Origin of the sequence: Escherichia sp. E4736, assembly GCF_005781225.1 — a bacterium.
Taxonomy (GTDB): Bacteria; Pseudomonadota; Gammaproteobacteria; order Enterobacterales; family Enterobacteriaceae; genus Escherichia.
Genome location: NZ_VATT01000025.1, coordinates 28,780 through 51,465 on the forward strand (window position 1 = coordinate 28,780; position 22,686 = coordinate 51,465).

At 53.7% G+C, this 22,686-nt stretch carries 19 protein-coding genes; 15 read left to right on the forward strand and 4 right to left on the reverse strand.

Going from position 1 to position 22,686, the window contains the following annotated elements:
• Positions 1 to 151: 151 nt before the first annotated feature.
• Complete coding sequence (gene ypfM, locus FEK46_RS16015) at positions 152 to 211, forward strand: protein YpfM (protein ID WP_001386977.1); 60 nt, start codon at positions 152 to 154, stop codon at positions 209 to 211.
• Between the two features lie 92 nt (positions 212 to 303).
• Here ypfM and acrD read toward each other — a convergent pair whose 3' ends face one another.
• Together acrD and narQ are read right to left on the reverse strand one after the other, a co-directional pair.
• The gene (acrD, locus tag FEK46_RS16020) at positions 304 to 3,417 is read right to left on the reverse strand and encodes a multidrug efflux RND transporter permease AcrD (RefSeq protein ID WP_130207435.1); all 3,114 of its coding nucleotides are present in this window, start codon (positions 3,415 to 3,417) and stop codon (positions 304 to 306) included.
• Between the two features lie 163 nt (positions 3,418 to 3,580).
• Positions 3,581 to 5,281, reverse strand: coding sequence for a nitrate/nitrite two-component system sensor histidine kinase NarQ (gene narQ, locus FEK46_RS16025; RefSeq protein WP_130207433.1), 1,701 nt, complete (start codon positions 5,279 to 5,281; stop codon positions 3,581 to 3,583).
• Positions 5,282 to 5,486: 205 nt separating this feature from the next.
• Here narQ and aegA point away from each other — a divergent pair, with 205 nt between their 5' ends.
• The 3 genes from aegA (at position 5,487) to FEK46_RS16040 (ending at position 9,278) form a co-directional block, all read left to right on the forward strand.
• Positions 5,487 to 7,466: a formate-dependent uric acid utilization protein AegA gene (gene aegA / locus FEK46_RS16030; RefSeq protein WP_135559792.1), complete on the forward strand. Its 1,980-nt coding sequence runs from the start codon at positions 5,487 to 5,489 to the stop codon at positions 7,464 to 7,466.
• Between the two features lie 67 nt (positions 7,467 to 7,533).
• Entirely contained in the window at positions 7,534 to 8,109 is a 576-nt protein-coding gene (nudK, locus tag FEK46_RS16035) for a GDP-mannose pyrophosphatase NudK (protein ID WP_000193711.1), read from the forward strand.
• A gap of 125 nt (positions 8,110 to 8,234) precedes the next feature.
• Positions 8,235 to 9,278: a DUF1176 domain-containing protein gene (locus FEK46_RS16040; RefSeq protein ID WP_135492882.1), complete on the forward strand. Its 1,044-nt coding sequence runs from the start codon at positions 8,235 to 8,237 to the stop codon at positions 9,276 to 9,278.
• A 51-nt stretch (positions 9,279 to 9,329) separates the two neighbouring features.
• Here FEK46_RS16040 and tkt read toward each other — a convergent pair whose 3' ends face one another.
• A complete protein-coding gene (gene tkt / locus FEK46_RS16045; RefSeq protein WP_135559791.1) occupies positions 9,330 to 11,333 on the reverse strand; it encodes a transketolase in 2,004 nt (667 codons plus the stop codon).
• A gap of 20 nt (positions 11,334 to 11,353) precedes the next feature.
• On the reverse strand, positions 11,354 to 12,304 hold the full coding sequence (gene tal, locus FEK46_RS16050) for a transaldolase (protein WP_135559790.1): 951 nt from the start codon (positions 12,302 to 12,304) through the stop codon (positions 11,354 to 11,356).
• Positions 12,305 to 12,591: 287 nt separating this feature from the next.
• Here tal and maeB point away from each other — a divergent pair, with 287 nt between their 5' ends.
• The 11 genes from maeB to eutG all read left to right on the forward strand — a co-directional run bounded on the left by maeB (position 12,592) and on the right by eutG (position 22,639).
• Positions 12,592 to 14,871 carry an NADP-dependent oxaloacetate-decarboxylating malate dehydrogenase gene (maeB, locus tag FEK46_RS16055; protein ID WP_135407515.1) on the forward strand — a complete coding sequence of 760 codons (2,280 nt, stop codon included), beginning with the start codon at positions 12,592 to 12,594 and terminating at the stop codon, positions 14,869 to 14,871.
• Positions 14,872 to 15,157: 286 nt separating this feature from the next.
• Positions 15,158 to 15,493: an ethanolamine utilization microcompartment protein EutS gene (gene eutS / locus FEK46_RS16060; RefSeq protein ID WP_000356956.1), complete on the forward strand. Its 336-nt coding sequence runs from the start codon at positions 15,158 to 15,160 to the stop codon at positions 15,491 to 15,493.
• 12 nt (positions 15,494 to 15,505) lie between these two features.
• Positions 15,506 to 15,985, forward strand: coding sequence for an ethanolamine utilization acetate kinase EutP (gene eutP, locus FEK46_RS16065; RefSeq protein WP_000820758.1), 480 nt, complete (start codon positions 15,506 to 15,508; stop codon positions 15,983 to 15,985).
• The gene (eutQ, locus tag FEK46_RS16070; RefSeq protein ID WP_130216810.1) at positions 15,960 to 16,661 is read left to right on the forward strand and encodes an ethanolamine utilization acetate kinase EutQ; all 702 of its coding nucleotides are present in this window, start codon (positions 15,960 to 15,962) and stop codon (positions 16,659 to 16,661) included. The genes eutP and eutQ overlap by 26 nt, the downstream gene beginning before the upstream one ends.
• Complete coding sequence (eutT, locus tag FEK46_RS16075) at positions 16,658 to 17,461, forward strand: ethanolamine utilization cob(I)yrinic acid a,c-diamide adenosyltransferase EutT (protein WP_135559789.1); 804 nt, start codon at positions 16,658 to 16,660, stop codon at positions 17,459 to 17,461. Before eutQ ends, eutT begins: the two co-directional genes overlap by 4 nt.
• Positions 17,458 to 18,474, forward strand: coding sequence for a phosphate acetyltransferase (pta, locus tag FEK46_RS16080; RefSeq protein ID WP_135559788.1), 1,017 nt, complete (start codon positions 17,458 to 17,460; stop codon positions 18,472 to 18,474). Before eutT ends, pta begins: the two co-directional genes overlap by 4 nt.
• Before the next feature lie 38 nt (positions 18,475 to 18,512).
• Positions 18,513 to 18,806, forward strand: coding sequence for an ethanolamine utilization microcompartment protein EutM (gene eutM / locus FEK46_RS16085; RefSeq protein ID WP_000387713.1), 294 nt, complete (start codon positions 18,513 to 18,515; stop codon positions 18,804 to 18,806).
• A gap of 106 nt (positions 18,807 to 18,912) precedes the next feature.
• Positions 18,913 to 19,200, forward strand: coding sequence for an ethanolamine utilization microcompartment protein EutN (eutN, locus tag FEK46_RS16090; protein ID WP_000762196.1), 288 nt, complete (start codon positions 18,913 to 18,915; stop codon positions 19,198 to 19,200).
• 11 nt (positions 19,201 to 19,211) lie between these two features.
• Entirely contained in the window at positions 19,212 to 20,615 is a 1,404-nt protein-coding gene (locus tag FEK46_RS16095) for an aldehyde dehydrogenase family protein (protein WP_135407507.1), read from the forward strand.
• A 10-nt stretch (positions 20,616 to 20,625) separates the two neighbouring features.
• Positions 20,626 to 21,462, forward strand: coding sequence for an ethanolamine utilization protein EutJ (gene eutJ, locus FEK46_RS16100; RefSeq protein ID WP_135407505.1), 837 nt, complete (start codon positions 20,626 to 20,628; stop codon positions 21,460 to 21,462).
• A complete protein-coding gene (gene eutG / locus FEK46_RS16105; protein WP_135559787.1) occupies positions 21,452 to 22,639 on the forward strand; it encodes an ethanolamine utilization ethanol dehydrogenase EutG in 1,188 nt (395 codons plus the stop codon). Before eutJ ends, eutG begins: the two co-directional genes overlap by 11 nt.
• The last annotated feature ends 47 nt before the right edge of the window (positions 22,640 to 22,686 follow it).

Below are 22,686 nucleotides of genomic sequence, written 5' to 3' on the forward strand. Positions count from 1 at the left end.
GTTGCTGTTCATCACATAAAAATCCCTGTCACAGGGCCATAGTATTAACGTAGGCTTTACCCCGGAGGTAGTAATCACAGCAATCGAATAAATTAGCTTCACCACGGTATATTGTTTCCGTAGAATACCCATAATTATAAGAGAGGTTGTTATGATTGAACGTGAACTGGGGAACTGGAAAGACTTTATCGAAGTTATGCTTCGTAAGTAATTTTCAGAACAGGAAATGAAAGAACCTGACGTCAGGTTCTTTATCAGAGAGTTGAAAAAGGCGACACATACGTATGTCGCCTTTTTTATTGCTTATTCTGGTCGAGGCTTCAGTGGGAAGCGACGACGCACCAGCACAAAGAATAGCGGCACGAAGTAAATCGCCAGAATGGTGGCAGAAATCATCCCGCCCATTACGCCAGTACCGACGGCGTGTTGACCACCGGAACCGGCACCACTGCTGATCGCCATCGGCAATACGCCGAAGATAAACGCCAGCGATGTCATCAGAATCGGACGTAAACGCTGACGGCAGGCGTGGAGTGTCGCTTCAAACAGGTCGTGGCCTTTTTGATTCATCTCGTTGGCAAACTCAACAATTAGGATGGCGTTTTTCGCCGACAAACCAATGACTGTTAGCAGGCCAACCTGAAAGTAAACATCGTTTTCCAGCCCACGCATCCAGGTTGCCAGCAGCGCGCCGATAACCCCCAGCGGTACAACCAGCATTACCGAGAACGGTACTGACCAACTTTCATAAAGTGCAGCCAGACACAGGAATACCACCAGCAATGAAATGGCGTACAGCGCCGGAGCTTGTGCTCCGGAAAGTCGTTCCTGGTACGACATCGCTGTCCACTCCAGTCCAAAGCCGTTCGGCAACTGCTTCACCAACGATTCCATAATATCCATCGCGGTACCCGTACTGACGCCCGGGGCGGCTTCCCCGACAATTTCTACCGCAGAATAGCCGTTATAGCGTTCTAGGCGCGGCGAGCCTGTTTCCCAGCGAGAGGTCGCGAAGGCGGAGAAAGGCACCATGCCGCCGTCTTTGTTACGCACATACCACAGGTTAATGTCATCTGGCAGCATGCGATACGGCGCGGCAGCCTGCACATAGACTTTCTTCACGCGACCGCGATCCATAAAGTCATTCACATAGCTCGAGCCCCACGCGGTTTGCAGCGTGTCGTTAATATCGTCAATGGCAACGCCCAGTGCCTGCGCTTTGCGCTGGTCGATATCAATCTGCAATTGCGGGCTGTCGTCCAGCCCGTTATGGCGCACACGAGTAAGTTCTGGGTTTTCCGCCGCGAGCGCCAGCAGCTGATTACGCGCGGCCATCAGCGCATCGTGACCAGCCCCGGCGTGGTCCTGCAACTCCATATCAAATCCAGCGGAACTGCCAAGACCGCTGATAGCAGGCGGGCTACTGGCGATAACGCGAGCTTCTTTGATTTTATTAAATTCTTTTGTTGCACGTTCGATAATGGCAAACGAGGTGCCTGTTTTACTGTCGCGTTCGCTCCAGTCTTTCAGGCGGACAAACATTCGTGCCACGTTTTGCCCGTTCCCCCCTGGGCCAGAACCGACAGTGGCAAACACCGACATGATGTTGTCTTTCTCATGGGTGAAGTAATACTTCTCGATCTGTTCCACCACTTTCAGAGTCTGTTGCTGAGTCGAACCGCTGGGTAACTGTACCGAGGTGGTAAACATGCCACGGTCTTCCAGAGGCAGGAACGACGTCGGCAGACGCAGAAACAGGAACACCATGCCGCCTAACAGCAGGACGTAAATCAAAATCCAGCGCAGGCTGCGGTGGAGAATTTTCGCCACCCCTTTTTCGTAGCGTTCGGCGTTGCGGTTGAACATCTGGTTAAACCAGGCAAAAAAGCCTTTCTGCCCGTGATGCTCACCTTTTTTCAGTGGCTTAAGTAGCGTAGCGCACAATGCCGGAGTCAGGATCATCGCCACCAGAACCGACAGCACCATTGCCGCAACAATGGTTATAGAGAACTGGCGATAGATAGCCCCGGTGGTGCCGCCAAAGAAGGCCATTGGCACAAATACAGCAGAAAGCACCATTGCAATCCCGACCAGTGCGCCCTGGATTTGCCCCATCGATTTACGTGTGGCTTCGCGAGGAGTGAGTCCTTCCTCACTCATAATACGTTCGACGTTTTCCACCACCACAATGGCGTCATCCACCAGCAGGCCGATAGCCAGCACCATCGCGAACATGGTTAAGGTGTTGACGCTATAGCCGAAGGCATAAAGCACCGAGAAGGTTCCCATCAACACTACCGGCACGGCGATAGTTGGAATCAGCGTAGCGCGGAAGTTTTGCAGGAACAGATACATGACGAGGAAAACCAGCGCGATAGCTTCTAACAGAGTTTTCACTACGTCTTCAATGGAGGCCTTAACAAACGAGGTGGTTTCATACGCCACCTTGTACTCCAGTCCGGGCGGGAAATACTGCGCCAGTTCATCCAGACGGTTGATCACCAGTTCTGCCGTTGCCATTTCGTTCGCACCGGAGGCCAGTTTTACCCCCAGCCCCGAGGCTGGTTTACCGTTGAAACGGCTAAGATAATCGTATTTCTCCGCTCCCATTTCGACGGTGGCGACATCACCCAGTTTCACTTCCGAACCGTCCTGATTTACCCGCAGAGTGATATCACGGAACTGTTCTGGCGTTTGCAACAGTGATTGGGCGTTAATGGTGGCGTTGAGTGCCTGGTTATCGACAGAAGGCGTACCGCCAAGCTGTCCAACCGCAATCTGTGCGTTCTGCGATTCAATGGCGTCAGTGACATCTTTAGCGGTCATCTGGAAACTGTTCAGTTTTGCCGGATCCAGCCAGATACGCATCGAATATTGCGAACCGTAAGCGTCGATATCACCAACGCCGTTCACGCGGCTTAACGGGTCCTGAATATTACTGGCAACGTAATCGGCAATATCCTGTTTATCCATCGAACCATCGGTTGAGACGAAGGCAATGGTCAGAATGTTGGTATCGCCGGTTTTACGCACCGTTACGCCCTGATTTTGCACCGCCTGCGGTAGTTTACGCATGGCCGACTGCAACTGGTTTTGCACCTGTTGCACCGCTTCGTCTGGATCTGTGCCAGCTTTAAAACTGAGCGTTACTGACGCCTGTCCAGTACCGCTGCTTTGTGATGACATATACATCAGGTTATCGAGACCAGTCATATTCTGCTCGATAACCTGGGTCACGGTGTTTTCCAGCGTCTGGGCTGACGCGCCAGGATAGTTAGCGGTCACTCGCACATTCGGTGGCGCGAGATCCGGGTACTGTTCAACGGGCAATGAGAAAATGGCCAGGGTTCCTGTCAGACACAACAGAATTGCCAGCACCCAGGCAAAAATGGGGCGATCAATAAAGAAATTCGCCATTAAAAGAGGACCTCGTAGTTCTGCGTATCGTTATGGGCATGCCTTGCTTCACTGTAGCGGCAAGGTACGAGCCAATCGTGGAGAAAAAAAGGAGATAATGTAAATTATCATGCCCTTTTATACTGAACCTAAAATGCCAGTATTTAATGAATAGTAGGCAGCATCATATCTGCTGGCTTTCCTCGCTCTCCGCAGAGCGAAAGCTAATACTCACTAACGTGCCGCCGCCGGAAGGTTGCGAAAAAGTCAGCGTCCCACCCAATCTTTCCGCGCGCTCGCGCATGATATTCAGACCATAATGGCCTTCGGGTTCCTCCGGTTCACCGATGCCAATACCGTTGTCGCGAATATAAACTGTGTGATTGCCATCCGGCGCGGTGACGCAGCTAACGGCAATTTCGCTGGCGTTGGCGTGCTTCATGGCGTTCAGCACCGCTTCGCGAATAATTTGCAACAAATGCACCTGCATCTGCGCATCCAGCGCCAGGGTTGGCAGACGGCAGTCGAGCGTCAGTTTGGCGCTGGTTTGGTTTTGTAATGTATCCAGCATTTCACGCAGCGCAGAGGGAAGATCCGCTTGCTGTAGCGTCAGTCGGAAAGTGGTTAACAGCTCGCGTAACTGCCGATAAGCATCATTCAGCGCCTGGGAGAAGTCGGCCATGATACTTTGTGCAGTGGCGTTATCTTCGGGTATCGAACGCTTCAGTAACGTCAACTGGATACGTAAATAAGAAAGCACCTGGGCCAGCGAGTCGTGCAGTTCGCGGGCGATGGTCGCGCGTTCTTCCATCAACAGCAACTGCTGAAAATGCTTCTGCGCCTGATTAAAGTACAAACCGCGTCCCAGCATCGATGAAACGCTGTTAAGCAGTGGTTCTGATGATGACACGTGGCTATTTTGCCAGTGCAACTCGCCGTAAACCGTCTCTTGCATGGTGACCGGTAAAATCTGCATTGGCAGCTCAGGGTTTGGCTTCCCTTCGCTAATCCGCCAGTTATCCCCAACGTTCAGCTCCAGATATTCAGCAGCCTCATTGTCGCGAACAATCTGCAAAATATGGCGGAAACAATGCACATCAATCTGGCTGGTGTTCAGTGCCTGCGAACACTGATACAACACCTCCAGGCGACGCTTGGCCTCGTGGAGATCGCGAGTTTTTTCTTCTACTGACGCTTCCAGCGAGCGGTACAACTTATGCAGCTCGCTCGACATCTGGTTAAAGGTTTTTGCAAGCAGGCCCAGTTCATTGGGCAGGCTGGTATCCAGCGGCGGCGAGTCGAACTGCCCGTGTTCAATACGCTGACTGGCGGTAACCAGTTGATTCAGCGGGGCTACCACCTGATGGCGTATGCGGCGCAAAGTAAAAAAGACCAGCGTGAAAATACCGATGCCGCCAGCCAGTGAAATCGCCACTACCAGCAGCATTTTGCGTTCAGCGTAGTGCTGTAAAGCCAGCACAAACAGGTCTATCTGATTAACATAATTATTAATATTGGCCTGATACCACGGCAAATCACCCTTGATGAGCCGATTATTCATCTCCAGCCAGTTGGCATTCAGATGCGCATAGCGGGCTTTTACTGCCTCTGGCACATACCAGACGTTGAGATTGGTTAATACCGGTGAATGCAGTGCCTGCTGGAACAGTTGGCGGTGTGCGTTAAGCTGTGGACTTCCGCTTTGCAGATCGTAACCCAGACGATAACTCTGCATACGCAGCGATCCGGCAATATTGATAGCCTCAGCGTCGCGCAAACTGCTCGCCAGAGTTAGCAGAGCGATACCCGTGGAAAGAATCGACAGCAGCACAATGTAAAAAAAGGCCCGGGCCAGACTGGCCGAGACGGGGCGTTTGACAATCACACGCGTCTTCTCCACATAAAATAATGAATGTTACAGCTCGCTGAAACGCAATTTGATAAGCGATGAGATTATTTGATCTGCCACAGTTTATAGCGAAATAGTTACTTGTTCTGGGCACATGAACATTGCCGATCCCCGTCTAAGTCGGGTAATAACAACACTCATATAAAGAATAAGGTTTTTACAACCAAAAAAGAAGGTCGTTATGAATCGTTTTATTATGGCCAACAGTCAGCAATGTCTGGGGTGCCATGCTTGTGAAGTGGCCTGTGTGATGGCTCACAATGATGAGCAACACGTGTTGAGTCAGCACCATTTCCACCCCCGAATTACGGTTATTAAACATCAGCAGCAACGTAGCGCAGTGACTTGTCACCATTGTGAAGATGCGCCCTGCGCCCGTAGCTGCCCTAATGGCGCGATCAGCCACGTTGATGACAGCATTCAGGTCAATCAGCAAAAGTGTATTGGCTGTAAATCCTGCGTGGTGGCCTGTCCATTTGGTACGATGCAAATCGTCCTGACGCCCGTCGCGGAGGGCAAAGTTAAAGCCACCGCGCATAAATGCGACCTGTGTGCAGGGCGCGAAAACGGCCCTGCCTGTGTCGAGAATTGCCCGGCGGACGCGCTGCAACTGGTCACTGACGCTGCACTCTCCGGCATGGCGAAATCCCGCCGCCTGCGCACCGCGCGCCAGGAACATCAACCGTGGCATGCCAGTACCGCGGCACAAGAAATGCCGGTAATGAGTAAAGTCGAGCAAATGCAGGCAACGCCCGCGCGTGGCGAGCCGGATAAACTGGCGATTGAAGCGCGCAAAACTGGTTTTGATGAAATTTATCTGCCGTTTCGTGCCGACCAGGCACAACAGGAAGCCTCGCGCTGCCTGAAGTGCGGCGAGCATAGCGTCTGTGAATGGACCTGCCCGTTGCATAACCACATTCCACAATGGATTGAACTGGTGAAATCTGGAAACATCGACGCCGCCGTTGAGCTTTCTCACCAGACCAACACCCTGCCGGAAATTACCGGACGCGTCTGCCCGCAAGACCGTCTGTGCGAAGGTGCCTGTACTATTCGCGATGAGCACGGTGCGGTGACTATCGGCAATATTGAACGCTACATTTCGGATCAGGCGCTGGCGAAAGGCTGGCGTCCTGACTTAAGTCATGTCACCAAAGTCGACAAGCGAGTGGCGATTATTGGCGCGGGGCCGGCAGGGCTGGCCTGTGCGGATGTTCTGACCCGCAATGGCGTGGCGGTGACGGTGTACGATCGCCATCCCGAAATCGGTGGCTTGCTCACTTTCGGCATTCCTTCTTTCAAACTGGATAAATCCCTGCTGGCACGCCGTCGGGAGATCTTCAGCGTGATGGGGATTCACTTCGAACTCAATTGTGAAGTGGGTAAAGATGTCTCTTTGGATTCGCTTTTGGAACAATACGATGCAGTCTTCGTTGGCGTAGGCACTTACCGTTCCATGAAAGCGGGTTTACCTAATGAAGATGCGCCGGGCGTTTATGACGCGCTGCCGTTCCTCATTGCCAACACCAAACAGGTGATGGGACTAGAAGAGCTACCGGAAGAGCCGTTTATTAATACCGCCGGGATGAATGTGGTAGTACTGGGCGGTGGGGATACCGCGATGGACTGTGTGCGTACCGCGCTGCGCCACGGCGCGAGCAATGTCACCTGTGCCTACCGTCGTGATGAAGCCAACATGCCAGGCTCGAAGAAAGAGGTGAAGAACGCCCGCGAAGAGGGGGCGAACTTTGAGTTTAATGTTCAGCCAGTGGCGATTGAGCTGAATGAACAAGGTCACGTCTGCGGGATTCGTTTTCTGCGCACGCGTCTTGGCGAAGCGGATGCACAAGGGCGTCGGCGTCCGGTACCGATTGAGGGCAGTGAATTTGTGATGCCAGCCGACGCGGTGATCATGGCATTTGGCTTCAACCCGCACGGGATGCCGTGGCTGGAGTCGCACGGTGTAACGGTGGATAAGTGGGGCCGCATCGTGGCGGACGTTGAAAGCCAGTACCGTTACCAGACCACCAATCCGAAAATCTTCGCCGGTGGCGACGCCGTGCGTGGCGCGGATCTGGTGGTTACCGCAATGGCAGAAGGACGTCATGCGGCACAGGGGATCATTGACTGGCTAGGCGTAAAATCAGTCAAATCTCACTGATAGCCTACGCAGACAAACCCGACTTCACAGCGTAAGATAATTGTTCATTTCGCGCTGTGGAGTCGGTATGACGCAACAAATCACCCTCATCAAAGACAAAATTCTCTCCGATAACTATTTCACCCTGCACAACATTACCTACGATCTCACGCGCAAAGATGGCGAAGTTATCCGCCATAAACGTGAAGTTTACGATCGCGGTAATGGTGCGACGATCCTCCTCTACAACGCGAAGAAAAAGACCGTTGTTCTGATTCGTCAGTTCCGCGTCGCTACCTGGGTTAATGGCAATGAAAGCGGGCAGCTGATTGAAACCTGCGCCGGGCTGCTGGATAACGACGAACCGGAAGTCTGTATTCGCAAAGAAGCGATTGAAGAGACGGGCTATGAAGTGGGCGAAGTGCGCAAATTATTTGAACTGTATATGTCGCCAGGCGGTGTGACTGAGCTAATCCACTTTTTTATCGCCGAATACAGTGACAATCAGCGCGCTAACGCCGGTGGCGGTGTCGAAGATGAAGATATTGAAGTGCTCGAGCTGCCGTTCAGCCAGGCGCTGGAGATGATCAAAACCGGCGAGATACGTGACGGTAAGACGGTGTTATTGCTTAACTATTTGCAAACGTCACATTTAATGGACTGAAAAATAACAATAATATTTCGTTGTTTATTATTGGCTCAATCCGATAAATCCGATTGAGCCGCGCTACCTGCGCAACGAAGATACGACTTGTGCTGTTTGTTTGAACTTCTGGGGTCGTACCGTCCATGCGCTATCGCATTTTTCTTCTCTTTTTTTTCGCTTTGTTGCCGACGTCTTTGGCGTGGGCGGCACCAGCGCAACGGGCGTTTTCCGACTGGCAGGTCACCTGTAATAACCAAAACTTCTGTGTGGCACGCAATACTGGCGATCATAATGGACTGGTGATGACCCTGAGCCGCAGCGCCGGGGCGCATACCGACGCCGTTTTACGTATTGAGCGCGGCGGGTTGAAATCACCGGATGTGTCGGAAGGGGAAATAGCGCCACGGCTGCTGTTAGATGGTGAGCCGTTGGCGTTAAGTGGTGACAAGTGGCGGATTTCACCATGGTTATTAGTAACCGATGATACGGCAACCATCACCACGTTTTTGCAGATGATTCAGGAAGGGAAGGCAATCACCTTACGCGATGGCGATCAGACCATTTCTTTGAATGGCTTAAAAGCGGCGTTGTTGTTTATTGATGCCCAGCAAAAGCGCGTTGGCAGTGAAACCGCGTGGATAAAGAAAGGGGACGAACCGCCGCTCAGCGTACCGCCCGCGCCTGCGCTGAAAGAGGTCGCGGTGGTTAACCCAACGCCGACACCACTCTCACTCGAAGAACGTAACGATTTGCTGGATTATGGTAACTGGCGGATGAATGGTCTGCGCTGCTCGCTTGATCCGTTGCGTCGTGAAGTGAGCGTTACGGCACTGACCGATGATAAAGCATTAATGATGATTAGCTGTGAGGCAGGTGCTTATAACACCATTGATTTGGCATGGATTGTATCGCGTAAAAAGCCACTGGCCTCGCGCCCGGTACGGTTACGTTTGCCGTTCAACAACGGTCAGGAGACGAATGAACTGGAGTTGATGAACGCAACATTTGATGAAAAAACGCGTGAACTGGTGACCTTAGCGAAAGGTCGCGGATTAAGCGATTGTGGCATTCAGGCGCGCTGGCGTTTTGACGGCCAGCGTTTTCGCCTGGTGCGTTACGCCGCAGAACCGACCTGCGATAACTGGCATGGGCCAGACGCCTGGCCCACGTTGTGGATCACCCGTTAAACATCATGGCGGGGACAGGTAGGCCGGATAAGACGCATCCGGCAATCAGCATCAGGCACCTTTCACTCCCAGCACCTTATGCGCTTTTGCCACAATATTCTCGGCGGTAAAGCCAAAGAACGGGAACAGCTTATCCGCCGGAGCAGATTCCCCGTAACTCGTCATCCCGACAATCGCCCCTTTCAAACCAACATATTTGTACCAGTAATCGGCTATACCCGCTTCTACCGCCACGCGGGCCGCAACGTTAGAAGGCAACACCGACTCGCGATATTCCTCATTCTGGGCGTCGAAAATATCGGTCGAGGGCAGGGAAACCACGCGAACATTGCGACCTTCTCCCGCCAGTTTCTCTGCGGCCTGTAGGGTGATTTCCATCTCTGAACCGGTAGCAATCAAAATGATATCCGGCTTGCCGCCGCTGTCTTTCAACACATAACCACCACGAGCAATCTCTTTTACCTGATCCGGTGTTCGTTCTACCTGTGCCAGATTCTGCCTGGAGAGGATCAGCGCCGTCGGTCCGTTGTGGCGCTCAACCGCCAGCTTCCAGCCCACCGCTGCTTCCACCTGATCGCACGGTCGCCAGGTGCTGAAATTCGGCGTTAAGCGCAGACTTGCCAGTTGCTCCACCGCCTGGTGCGTCGGACCATCTTCGCCCAGACCAATTGAGTCGTGGGTATAAACCATAATCTGCCGCGCTTTCATCAGTGCCGCCATCCGCGCGGCGTTACGGGCGTATTCAACAAACATCAGAAACGTTGCGGTATACGGCACAAAGCCACCGTGGTGTGCAATGCCGTTGGCAATAGCAGTCATACCAAATTCGCGTACCCCGTAGTGAATATAATTCCCTGCGGGATCTTCCTTCAGCGACACAGACCCTTTCCAGATGGTGAGATTACTTGGGGCCAGATCCGCCGAACCGCCAAGCAGCTCCGGCAGCATAGGGCCGTAGGCGTTAAGCGTATTTTGCGACGCTTTACGGGTAGCGATTTTCGCCGGATTCGCCTGCAACTCATTGATATATTTATGAGTCGTTTTCTCCCAGTCCTTCGGCAGACCACCGCTCATTCGGCGAGTAAACTCTTCAGCCAGTTGTGGATGGGCCTTTTTATAAGCGGCAAACTTCTCATTCCAGCTCTGCTGGGCTTTTTCACCTTTTTCGCGGGCATCCCAGGCGTGATAAATCTCTTTGGGGATCTCAAAGGGTGGATGATGCCAGCCCAATTTTTGCCGTGCCAGCGCGACTTCTTCTTCGCCCAGCGGAGCACCGTGGGCCTCTTCCTTACCCGCTTTATTAGGCGAACCAAAGCCAATCACCGTGCGGCAGATAATCAGCGATGGTTTATCTTTCACGCTTTGCGCTTCAAGAATCGCTTCCTTCACCGCTTGCGGATCGTGGCCGTCGATCTCGTGGACAACATGCCAGTGGTAGGCTTCAAACCGTTTTGCCGTATCGTCGGTAAACCAGCCTTCGGTTTCACCATCAATCGAAATACCGTTGTGGTCGTAAAAGCCGATCAGCTTGCCGAGTCCCAACGTTCCTGCCAGTGAACAGACTTCATGAGAGATACCTTCCATCAGACAGCCGTCGCCCATAAACACATAGGTGAAGTGATCGACAATCTCATGATCCGGCTGGTTAAACTGCGCTGCCAGCGTGCGCTCCGCTATCGCCAGTCCAACCGCGTTCGCCAAACCTTGTCCAAGTGGACCGGTGGTGGTTTCAACACCTGGCGTATAGCCAATCTCCGGGTGACCTGGGGTTTTCGAATGCAACTGACGGAAGTTCTTCAGCTCTTCCAGCGGCAGGTCATAACCAGTCAGATGTAGCAAACTGTAGAGCAACATCGAGGCGTGACCGTTGGAAAGAATAAAGCGGTCGCGGTCATACCAGGTCGGATCGGTGGGGTTATGTTTGAGAAAGTCGTTCCACAGCACTTCGGCAATATCGGCCATGCCCATCGGCGCGCCGGGATGACCAGAATTGGCTTTTTGCACCGCATCCATACTGAGCGCGCGAATCGCATTGGCAAGGTCTTTTCGGGACATAAAACACTCCGTGGCTGGTTTTAGAATTTGGCGGCAAGAAGATCTTCCAGTTTGCGTTGATCAACGGCGAACAGGCGGATGCCTTCAGACAGTTTTTCTACCGCCATCGGATCCTGATTGTGCTCCCAACGAAATTCCGCTTCGCTCATCGGGGAGGGGCGAGGGAAGGATTGCGATGCCGGGATCAGTTTGCGAACCACTGGCGAAACCTTTTCCTGCAACTCCTTCAGCAAATTCGGCGCGATGGTCAGACGGTCACATCCGGTTAAGGCGAGGATTTGTTCGGTACGACGGAAGCTGGCACCCATCACAATGGTTTCGTAGCGATGCTGCTTATAGTAGTCGTAGATGTTGCGCACAGATTTGACACCCGGATCTTCCTCTACCACATACGGGTCCATCGGTTTGCGCGCCTGATACCAGTCATAAATACGACCTACAAACGGCGAAATCAGAAAAACGCCCGCTTCTGCACAGGCCCGTGCCTGAGCAAAGGAAAACAGCAGCGTCAGGTTGCAGTTAATGCCTTCTTTTTCCAGTTCTTCTGCTGCGCGAATTCCTTCCCAGGTGGAGGCCAGCTTGATCAGAATGCGAGATCTCTCAATGCCCTGTTGTTGGTACAACTCCATGAGATGGCGTGCTTTTTCGATACTTTTTTCTTTGTCAAAAGAGAGGCGTGCGTCAACTTCTGTCGACACGCGACCGGGTACGATTTTGAGAATTTCTGTACCGAAATTGACTGCCAGTTTGTCGCAGGCCGCGATGACTTGTTGTTCCTGGGTCTTGCCATTTTTTTTACCCCAGGCAATAGCATCGTCTATTAAATGTTCATATTGTGATAAACCGGCAGCCTTGAGTAACAGCGAAGGATTGGTGGTGGCATCCTGGGGATGATAATGGCGAATGGACTCAATATCACCGCTGTCTGCCACGACAGTGGTGAACTGTTTGATGCCGTCTAACTCGTTCATAGGAAATACTCCTTGAAAAGTAAAGTGTTAGATGAGTGCGTTAATTCACACTTCTGAGAAATTTCGCTAAACGCATCAAAAAAGCATAGCAGACAGGCATGGTATTGCTGGATGAAGCAGGTAACATCAGTGTTATGGGATTATTACCAAAACATTATTTGATGGGAGAGAGTTTGGGCTTGCTCAGAATCTCGAAGCTCCGGCAAGGTAATAATGTGCGCCACGTTGTGGGCTGAGGCAGTTGCCCACACCTATTTTTGTGAACGTTACGTGAAAGGAACAACCAAATGGATGAGCAGTTAAAACAAAGTGCACTTGATTTCCATGAATTTCCTGTACCAGGAAAAATCCAGGTTTCTCCGACCAAACCTCTGGCAACGCAGCGCGATCTGGCGCTGGCCTATTCACCGGGTGTCGCCGCGCCTTGTCTTGAAATCGAAAAAGATCCGTTAAACGCCTACAAATATACCGCGCGCGGTAACCTGGTGGCAGTTATCTCTAACGGTACGGCGGTGCTGGGGTTGGGTAATATTGGCGCGCTGGCAGGCAAACCGGTGATGGAAGGTAAGGGCGTTCTGTTTAAGAAATTCGCCGGGATAGATGTGTTTGACATCGAAGTTGATGAACTCGACCCGGACAAATTTATCGAAGTGGTCGCCGCACTTGAGCCGACCTTCGGCGGTATCAACCTCGAAGATATTAAAGCGCCAGAATGTTTCTATATTGAACAGAAACTGCGCCAGCGGATGAACATTCCGGTATTCCATGACGACCAACACGGGACGGCAATCATCAGCACCGCCGCCATTCTCAACGGCTTACGCGTAGTAGAGAAAAATATCTCTGACGTACGGATGGTAGTTTCTGGTGCGGGCGCAGCGGCAATTGCCTGTATGAACCTGCTGGTGGCGCTGGGTCTGCAAAAACATAACATCGTGGTATGCGACTCAAAAGGCGTTATTTATCAGGGTCGTGAGCCGAACATGGCGGAAACCAAAGCGGCTTACGCGGTGGTGGATGACGGCAAACGTACCCTCGACGATGTGATTGAAGGCGCGGATATTTTCCTTGGTTGTTCCGGCCCGAAAGTGCTGACTCAGGATATGGTGAAGAAAATGGCCCGCGCGCCGATGATCCTGGCGTTGGCGAACCCAGAACCGGAAATTCTGCCGCCGCTGGCGAAAGAAGTGCGTCCGGATGCCATCATCTGTACCGGTCGTTCCGACTATCCGAACCAGGTTAACAACGTGCTTTGCTTCCCGTTCATCTTCCGAGGCGCGCTGGATGTTGGCGCAACGGCTATCAATGAAGAGATGAAACTGGCGGCAGTCCGCGCGATTGCGGAACTGGCCCATGCCGAACAGAGCGAAGTGGTGGCTTCTGCGTATGGCGATCAGGATCTGAGCTTTGGCCCTGAATACATCATTCCAAAACCGTTCGATCCGCGTCTGATCGTTAAGATCGCCCCTGCGGTCGCCAAAGCGGCAATGGAGTCCGGCGTGGCGACGCGTCCGATTGCCGATTTTGACGTCTACATCGACAAGCTGACCGAGTTCGTTTACAAAACCAACCTGTTTATGAAGCCGATATTCTCCCAGGCTCGCAAAGCGCCGAAGCGCGTTGTTCTGCCGGAAGGGGAAGAGGCGCGCGTTCTGCATGCGACGCAGGAACTGGTAACCCTGGGACTGGCAAAACCGATCCTTATTGGTCGTCCGAACGTGATCGAAATGCGTATTCAGAAACTGGGCTTGCAGATCAAAGCTGGCGTTGATTTTGAGATCGTCAATAACGAATCCGATCCACGCTTTAAAGAGTACTGGAGCGAATACTTCCAGATCATGAAGCGTCGTGGTGTCACTCAGGAACAGGCACAACGTGCGCTGATCAGCAACCCGACGGTGATCGGTGCGATCATGGTTCAGCGTGGTGAAGCCGATGCGATGATCTGCGGAACGGTGGGCGATTATCACGAACACTTTAGCGTAGTGAAAAATGTCTTTGGTTATCGCGATGGCGTTCACACCGCAGGCGCAATGAACGCGCTGTTGCTGCCGAGTGGTAACACCTTTATTGCTGATACCTATGTTAATGATGACCCAGACGCAGAAGAGCTGGCGGAGATCACGCTGATGGCGGCAGAAACTGTCCGTCGTTTCGGTATTGAGCCGCGTGTTGCTCTGTTGTCGCATTCCAACTTCGGTTCTTCCAACTGCCCGTCGTCGAGCAAAATGCGTCAAGCGCTGGAGTTGGTCAGGGAACGTGCGCCTGAGCTGATGATTGATGGCGAAATGCACGGTGATGCGGCGCTGGTAGAAGCGATTCGCAACGACCGTATGCCGGACAGCACCCTGAAAGGTTCCGCTAATATTCTGGTGATGCCGAACATGGAAGCTGCTCGTATTAGTTACAACTTACTGCGCGTTTCCAGCTCGGAAGGTGTCACCGTCGGCCCGGTGCTGATGGGCGTGGCGAAACCGGTTCACGTGTTAACACCGATCGCGTCAGTGCGTCGTATCGTCAACATGGTGGCGCTCGCCGTGGTTGAAGCGCAAACCCAACCGCTGTAATTCTTGCTTAACTATCACGCTTACCCTGAGTAATTCGGGGTAAGCGATTTTTATATTATTAATACGTCTTACTGCTTTTACTAATAGCAAATAAATTACCCGACATAAAATAAAGCAATATCTTTATATTTATTCATGCTCTGCATATGAAAGTTTATGTATCACGGTAAATATCTCTCCATTCTTAGTGATCTACCTCACCTTTTAAACACGCTTGCCGAATTTTGTTATTTACTCTGACGAAAAATTGTCACGATACACGCACGTTTTTTACAGGCGGCGACTCATGGACAAAGAACGCATCATTCAGGAATTTGTACCCGGGAAACAGGTCACGCTGGCGCATTTGATTGCGCATCCGGGTGAAGAACTGGCGAAGAAAATCGGCGTTCCGGATGCTGGCGCAATTGGCATTATGACGCTAACTCCCGGCGAAACAGCGATGATTGCCGGTGATTTAGCATTAAAAGCTGCCGATGTACACATCGGTTTTCTCGACCGCTTCAGCGGCGCATTGGTGATTTATGGCTCGGTGGGCGCAGTAGAAGAAGCGTTATCACAAACCGTCAGTGGTTTAGGACGCTTATTAAATTATACGCTGTGTGAAATGACTAAAAGTTAATACGAGGCATTCATGAAACGAATTGCGTTTGTGGGTAGCGTCGGGGCAGGAAAAACAACGTTATTTAATGCGTTGCAGGGAGATTATACCCTCGCCAGAAAAACACAGGCCGTGGAATTTAATGATAATGGCGATATTGATACTCCGGGTGAATATTTTAGCCATCCCCGTTGGTATCACGCCTTAATAACCACGCTACAGGATGTGGACATGCTGATATATGTCCACGGCGCAAATGATCCAGAAAGCCGATTACCTGCCGGGCTGCTGGATATTGGCGCCAGTAAACGGCAAATCGCCGTCATCAGTAAAACGGACATGCCGGATGCTGACGTCACCGCAACGCGACAGTTATTGCTTGAGACTGGCTTTGAAGAGCCAATTTTCGCGCTAAACAACCACGACCCGCAAAGCGTGCAGCAACTGGTGGATTATCTGGCATCTCTCACCGAACAGGAGGAAGCAGGTGAAAAAACTCATCACAGCGAATGATATTCGTGAAGCACACGCGCGCGGCGAACAGGCAATGTCCGTGGTTCTGCGCGCCAGCATTATTACCCCTGAAGCACGCGAAGTGGCGGATCTACTGGGTTTTACCATCACCGAGTGCGATGAATCGACGCCTGTAACGGCATCCGTTCCCGCCAGTGCATCAGCCGATAAAACCGAAAGCCAGCGCATCCGCGAAACCATCATTGCCCAGCTGCCAGAAGGCCAGTTTACCGAAAGCTTGGTCGCACAGCTGATGGAAAAAGTGATGAAGGAAAAACAGTCACTGGAGCAGGGCGCGATGCAGCCGAGCTTCAAATCGGTGACCGGCAAAGGCGGCATCAAAGTGATTGATGGCAGCAGCGTCAAGTTTGGTCGTTTCGATGGCGCTGAACCGCACTGCGTGGGCTTAACTGATCTTGTGACCGGAGACGACGGCAGCAGTATGGCCGCTGGTTTCATGCAGTGGGACAACGCCTTCTTCCCGTGGACCCTGAACTACGACGAAATCGACATGGTGCTGGAAGGGGAGCTGCATGTTCGCCACGAAGGCGAAACCATGATTGCCAAAGCGGGCGATGTGATGTTTATCCCGAAAGGCTCCAGCATTGAATTTGGTACGACATCCAGCGTGAAATTCCTGTATGTCGCCTGGCCGGCTAACTGGCAATCCCTATGAAAGATTTCATCACCGAAGCATGGCTAAGAGCGAACCATACGCTCAGCGAAGGCGCAGAGATCCATCTCCCTGCGAACAGTCGCCTGACGCCCTCTGCCCGGGAGTTGCTGGAAAGCCGCCATCTGCGCATCAAGTTTATTGACGAGCAGGGTAGCCTGTTTGTTGATGATGAACAGCAGCAGCCGCAGCCCGTTCACGGGCTGACCAGTAGCGATGAACATCCGCAGGCGTGCTGCGAACTGTGCCGCCAGCCGGTGGCGAAAAAACCAGACACACTGACTCATCTGTCGGCGGAAAAAATGGTTGCCAAAAGCGATCCGCGCCTGGGTTTTCGCGCTGTTCTCGACAGCACCATTGCGCTGGCTGTGTGGCTGCAAATTGAACTGGCGGAACCGTGGCAGCCGTGGCTGGCCGATATCCGTTCGCGTCTTGGCAACATTATGCGTGCCGATGCGCTGGGGGAACCGCTGGGCTGCCAGGCGATTGTCGGGCTTTCTGACGAAGATCTGCATCGACTTTCTCACCAGCCGCTGCGCTATCTCGACCACGATCATTTGGTGCCGGAAGCCAGCCACGGGCGCGATGCGGCGTTGCTGAATCTGCTACGCACCAAAGTGCGTGAAACCGAAACCGTAGCGGCGCAGGTGTTTATCACCCGCAGTTTTGAAGTATTACGCCCGGACATCTTGCAGGCGCTGAACCGCCTTTCGAGCACGGTTTACGTGATGATGATCCTGAGCGTTACGAAGCAGCCGCTAACGGTGAAGCAGATCCAACAACGACTGGGGGAGACGCAATGATTATTGAACGTTGTCGTGAACTGGCGTTGCGAGCGCCCGCCAGAGTGGTTTTTCCGGATGCGTTAGATCAACGTGTGCTGAAAGCTGCGCAATATTTACATCAACAAGGTCTGGCAACGCCCATTCTGGTCGCCAATCCGTTTGAACTTCGTCAGTTTGCGCTCAGTCACGGCGTGGCGATGGACGGGCTACAGGTGATTGATCCGCATGGCAACCTCGCAATGCGGGAAGAATTTGCTCATCGCTGGCTGGCCCGCGCGGGCGAAAAAACGCCGCCGGATGCGCTGGAAAAACTCACCGAACCGCTGATGTTCGCCGCCGCAATGGTCAGCGCCGGTAAAGCGGATGTCTGCATTGCGGGCAACCTCTCTTCCACGGCGAATGTGCTGCGTGCCGGATTACGCATTATTGGCTTGCAGTCTGGCTGTAAAACGCTCTCTTCCATTTTCCTGATGCTGCCACAGTACAGCGGTCCGGCGTTGGGCTTTGCCGATTGCAGCGTGGTGCCGCAGCCGACGGCGGCGCAACTGGCGGATATCGCGCTTGCCAGCGCCGAAACCTGGCGCGCCATCACCGGAGAAGAGCCGCGCGTGGCGATGCTGTCGTTTTCCAGTAACGGTAGCGCCCGTCACCCCTGCGTTGCCAACGTCCAGCAGGCGACAGAAATCGTCCGTGAGCGCGCGCCGCAGCTGGTAGTCGATGGCGAGTTGCAGTTTGATGCCGCCTTCGTGCCGGAAGTGGCGGCGCAAAAAGCGCCTGCCAGCCCGCTACAGGGCAAAGCCAATGTGATGGTTTTTCCGTCGCTGGAAGCCGGAAATATTGGCTACAAAATCGCACAACGGCTTGGCGGGTATCGTGCCGTCGGGCCATTGATACAAGGACTTGCCGCGCCGATGCACGATCTCTCTCGTGGTTGTAGCGTGCAGGAAATTATCGAACTGGCGCTGGTGGCAGCCGTACCGCGTCAGACAGAAGTGAACCGCGAAAGCAGTTTACAAACACTGGTTGAATGAACGGTCCCGTTCTGGACCCTGATAAAGAGGAAAACACAATGGAAGCATTAGGAATGATCGAAACCCGGGGCCTGGTTGCACTGATTGAGGCTTCTGACGCGATGGTGAAAGCTGCGCGCGTCAAACTGGTCGGCGTGAAGCAGATTGGCGGCGGCCTGTGCACTGCGATGGTTCGCGGTGATGTTGCAGCCTGTAAAGCCGCGACCGATGCTGGTGCCGCAGCGGCACAGCGTATTGGCGAGCTGGTATCCGTACACGTTATCCCGCGTCCGCACGGCGACCTGGAAGAAGTCTTCCCGATCGGCCTGAAAGGCGACAGCAGCAACCTGTAATCACCCTGTGTGACGTCGATTCGGGCGTCACGCTCTCTCCTTTTTCATTTTACCTTCCGCGGAGGGTAGGGGGAGCTTTTACCTGAAATACGCCACGGAGGCGGGTATGAAACTGGCAGTCGTCACTGGACAAATTGTTTGTACCGTACGCCATCACGGACTGGCGCATGACAAATTGCTGATGGTGGAAATGATTGATCCACAAGGTAATCCTGACGGGCAATGTGCCGTCGCCATCGACAATATTGGCGCGGGAACCGGGGAGTGGGTGTTGCTGGTGAGTGGCAGTTCCGCCCGCCAGGCGCATAAAAGCGAAACGTCACCGGTCGATCTGTGCGTGATTGGCATCGTCGATGAGGTGGTGTCTGGCGGTCAGGTTATTTTCCACAAATAAGGCAGAACATCATGAATCAACAGGATATTGAACAGGTGGTGAAAGCGGTACTGCTGAAAATGCAAAGCAGTGACATGCCGCCCGCCGCCGTTCATGAGATGGGCGTTTTCGCTTCCCTGGATGACGCCGTTGCGGCAGCCAAAATTGCCCAGCAAGGATTAAAAAGTGTGGCAATGCGCCAGTTGGCGATAACAGCCATTCGTGAAGCAGGCGAAAAACACGCCAGAGATTTAGCGGAACTTGCCGTCAGTGAAACCGGTATGGGCCGCGTTGAAGATAAATTTGCCAAAAACGTCGCCCAGGCGCGCGGTACGCCGGGCGTTGAGTGTCTCTCTCCGCAGGTGCTGACGGGTGACAACGGCCTGACCTTAATTGAAAACGCGCCCTGGGGCGTGGTGGCTTCGGTGACGCCTTCCACTAACCCGGCGGCAACCGTAATTAATAACGCCATCAGCCTGATTGCCGCGGGCAACAGCGTCATTTTTGCCCCGCATCCGGCGGCGAAAAAAGTCTCCCAGCGGGCGATTACGCTGCTCAACCAGGCGATTGTTGCCGCAGGCGGGCCGGAAAACTTACTGGTTACCGTGGCCAATCCGGATATCGAAACCGCGCAACGCTTGTTCAAGTTTCCAGGCATCGGCCTTCTGGTGGTGACGGGCGGCGAAGCGGTAGTGGAAGCGGCGCGCAAACACACCAATAAACGCCTGATTGCCGCAGGTGCCGGTAATCCGCCAGTGGTGGTGGATGAAACCGCCGACCTCGCCCGTGCCGCTCAGTCCATCGTCAAAGGCGCTTCTTTCGATAACAACATCATCTGTGCCGATGAAAAGGTGCTGATTGTTGTTGATAGCGTAGCCGATGAACTGATGCGTCTGATGGAAGGCCAGCACGCGGTGAAACTGACCACAGAGCAGGCGCAGCAGCTGCAACCGGTGTTGCTGAAAAATATCGACGAGCGCGGAAAAGGCTCCGTCAGCCGTGACTGGGTTGGTCGCGATGCGGCGAAAATCGCGGCGGCAATCGGCCTGAACGTCCCGTCAGAAACGCGATTGCTGTTTGTAGAAACCACCGCAGAACATCCGTTTGCCGTGACCGAACTGATGATGCCGGTGCTGCCCGTCGTGCGCGTCGCCAACGTGGCGGATGCCATTGCGCTGGCGGTGAAACTGGAAGGCGGTTGCCACCACACGGCGGCGATGCACTCGCGCAATATCGAAAACATGAACCAGATGGCAAACGCTATTGATACCAGCATTTTCGTCAAAAACGGACCGTGCATTGCCGGGCTGGGGCTGGGCGGGGAAGGTTGGACCACCATGACCATCACCACGCCAACCGGTGAAGGGGTAACCAGCGCGCGTACTTTTGTCCGTCTGCGTCGCTGTGTATTAGTCGATGCGTTTCGCATTGTTTAAGGAGTAACCGATGGCGCACGACGAACAATGGCTCACCCCGCGTTTGCAAACGGCGGCAACGCGGTGTAACCAGACGCCCGCCGCGACGGAATCTCCGCTGTGGCTGGGGGTGGATCTGGGCACCTGCGATGTGGTGTCGATGGTTGTCGATCGCGACGGTCAGCCGGTGGCGGTATGCCTCGACTGGGCCGATGTGGTCCGCGACGGCATCGTCTGGGATTTCTTCGGCGCTGTCACCATTGTTCGTCGCCATCTCGACACGCTTGAGCAGCAATTCGGTCGCCGTTTTAGCCATGCGGCGACCTCATTTCCTCCTGGTACGGACCCGCGTATATCCATCAACGTGCTGGAATCCGCCGGGCTGGAAGTGAGCCATGTGCTGGATGAGCCAACTGCAGTTGCGGATCTGCTGCAACTGGATAACGCAGGTGTAGTGGATATCGGCGGCGGCACCACCGGCATTGCCATCGTGAAAAAGGGCAAGGTGACTTACTCGGCGGATGAAGCCACCGGCGGACATCACATCTCTCTGACTCTCGCCGGAAATCGCCGAATTTCGCTGGAAGAGGCGGAGCAGTACAAGCGCGGACATGGTGAAGAGATTTGGCCTGCGGTGAAGCCGGTGTACGAAAAAATGGCGGACATTGTCGCCCGGCATATTGAAGGGCAGGGCATTACTGATTTATGGCTGGCGGGCGGCTCCTGTATGCAACCGGGCGTGGCGGAACTGTTTCGCAAACAATTCCCGGCGTTACAGGTGCATCTACCGCAGCACAGTTTGTTTATGACCCCGCTGGCGATCGCCAGTAGTGGGCGAGAGAAAGCGGAGGGGATCTATGCAAAATGAATTGCAGACCGCGCTCTTTCAGGCGTTCGATACCCTGAATCTGCAACGGGTAAAAATATTTAGCGTCCCGCCTGTCACACTCTGCGGTCTGGGCGCAGTGAGCAGTTGCGGGCAGGAAGCACAAACGCGCGGGCTGAAACATTTGTTTGTGATGGTGGATGGCTTTTTGCATCAGTCGGGGATGACCGCCGGGCTGATTCGCAGTCTGACCGTCAAAGGTATCGCTATGACGCTCTGGCCGTGTCCGGTGGGCGAACCGTGCATTACAGACGTGTGCGCAGCCGTGGCGCAGCTGCGTGAATCAGGCTGCGATGGTGTCATCGCGTTTGGCGGTGGCTCGGTGCTCGATGCAGCGAAAGCCGTAGCGTTGCTGGTGACGAATTCCGATAGCACGCTGGCAAAAATGTCAGAAACCAGCGTTCTGCAACCACGATTGCCGTTAATTGCCATTCCAACGACCGCCGGAACCGGCTCTGAAACGACTAACGTGACGGTGATTATCGATGCGGTAAGCGGGCGCAAACAGGTGTTAGCACATGCCTCGCTGATGTCGGATGTCGCGATTCTCGACGCTGCGCTAACCGAAGGCGTGCCGTCGCATGTCACGGCGATGACTGGCATCGATGCGTTAACTCACGCCATTGAAGCGTATAGCGCGCTGAACGCCACCCCATTTACCGACAGTCTGGCGATTGGCGCCATTGCGATGATTGGTCAATCGCTGCCGAAAGCGGTGGGCTACGGTCACGACCTTACCGCCCGCGAGAGCATGTTGCTGGCTTCATGTATGGCGGGAATGGCGTTTTCCAGTGCGGGGCTTGGGTTATGCCACGCGATGGCGCATCAGCCGGGGGCGGCGCTGCATATTCCGCACGGTCTGGCGAACGCCATGCTGCTGCCAACGGTGATGGAGTTTAACCGGATGGTTTGTCGCGAACGCTTTAGCCAGGTTGGTCGGGCGCTGCGAACTAAAAAATCCGACGATCGTGACGCTATTAATGCGGTAAGTGAGCTGATAGCGGAAGTTGGGATTGGTAAACGACTGGGCGATGTTGGTGCGACATCTGCGCATTACGGTGCATGGGCGCAGGCCGCGCAGGAAGATATTTGTCTGCGCAGCAACCCGCGTACCGCCAGCCTGGAGCAGATTGTCGGCTTGTACGCAGCGGCGCAATAAATGCCGGATGCGACGCTTGTCGCGTCTTATCCGGTCTACAGGATTGC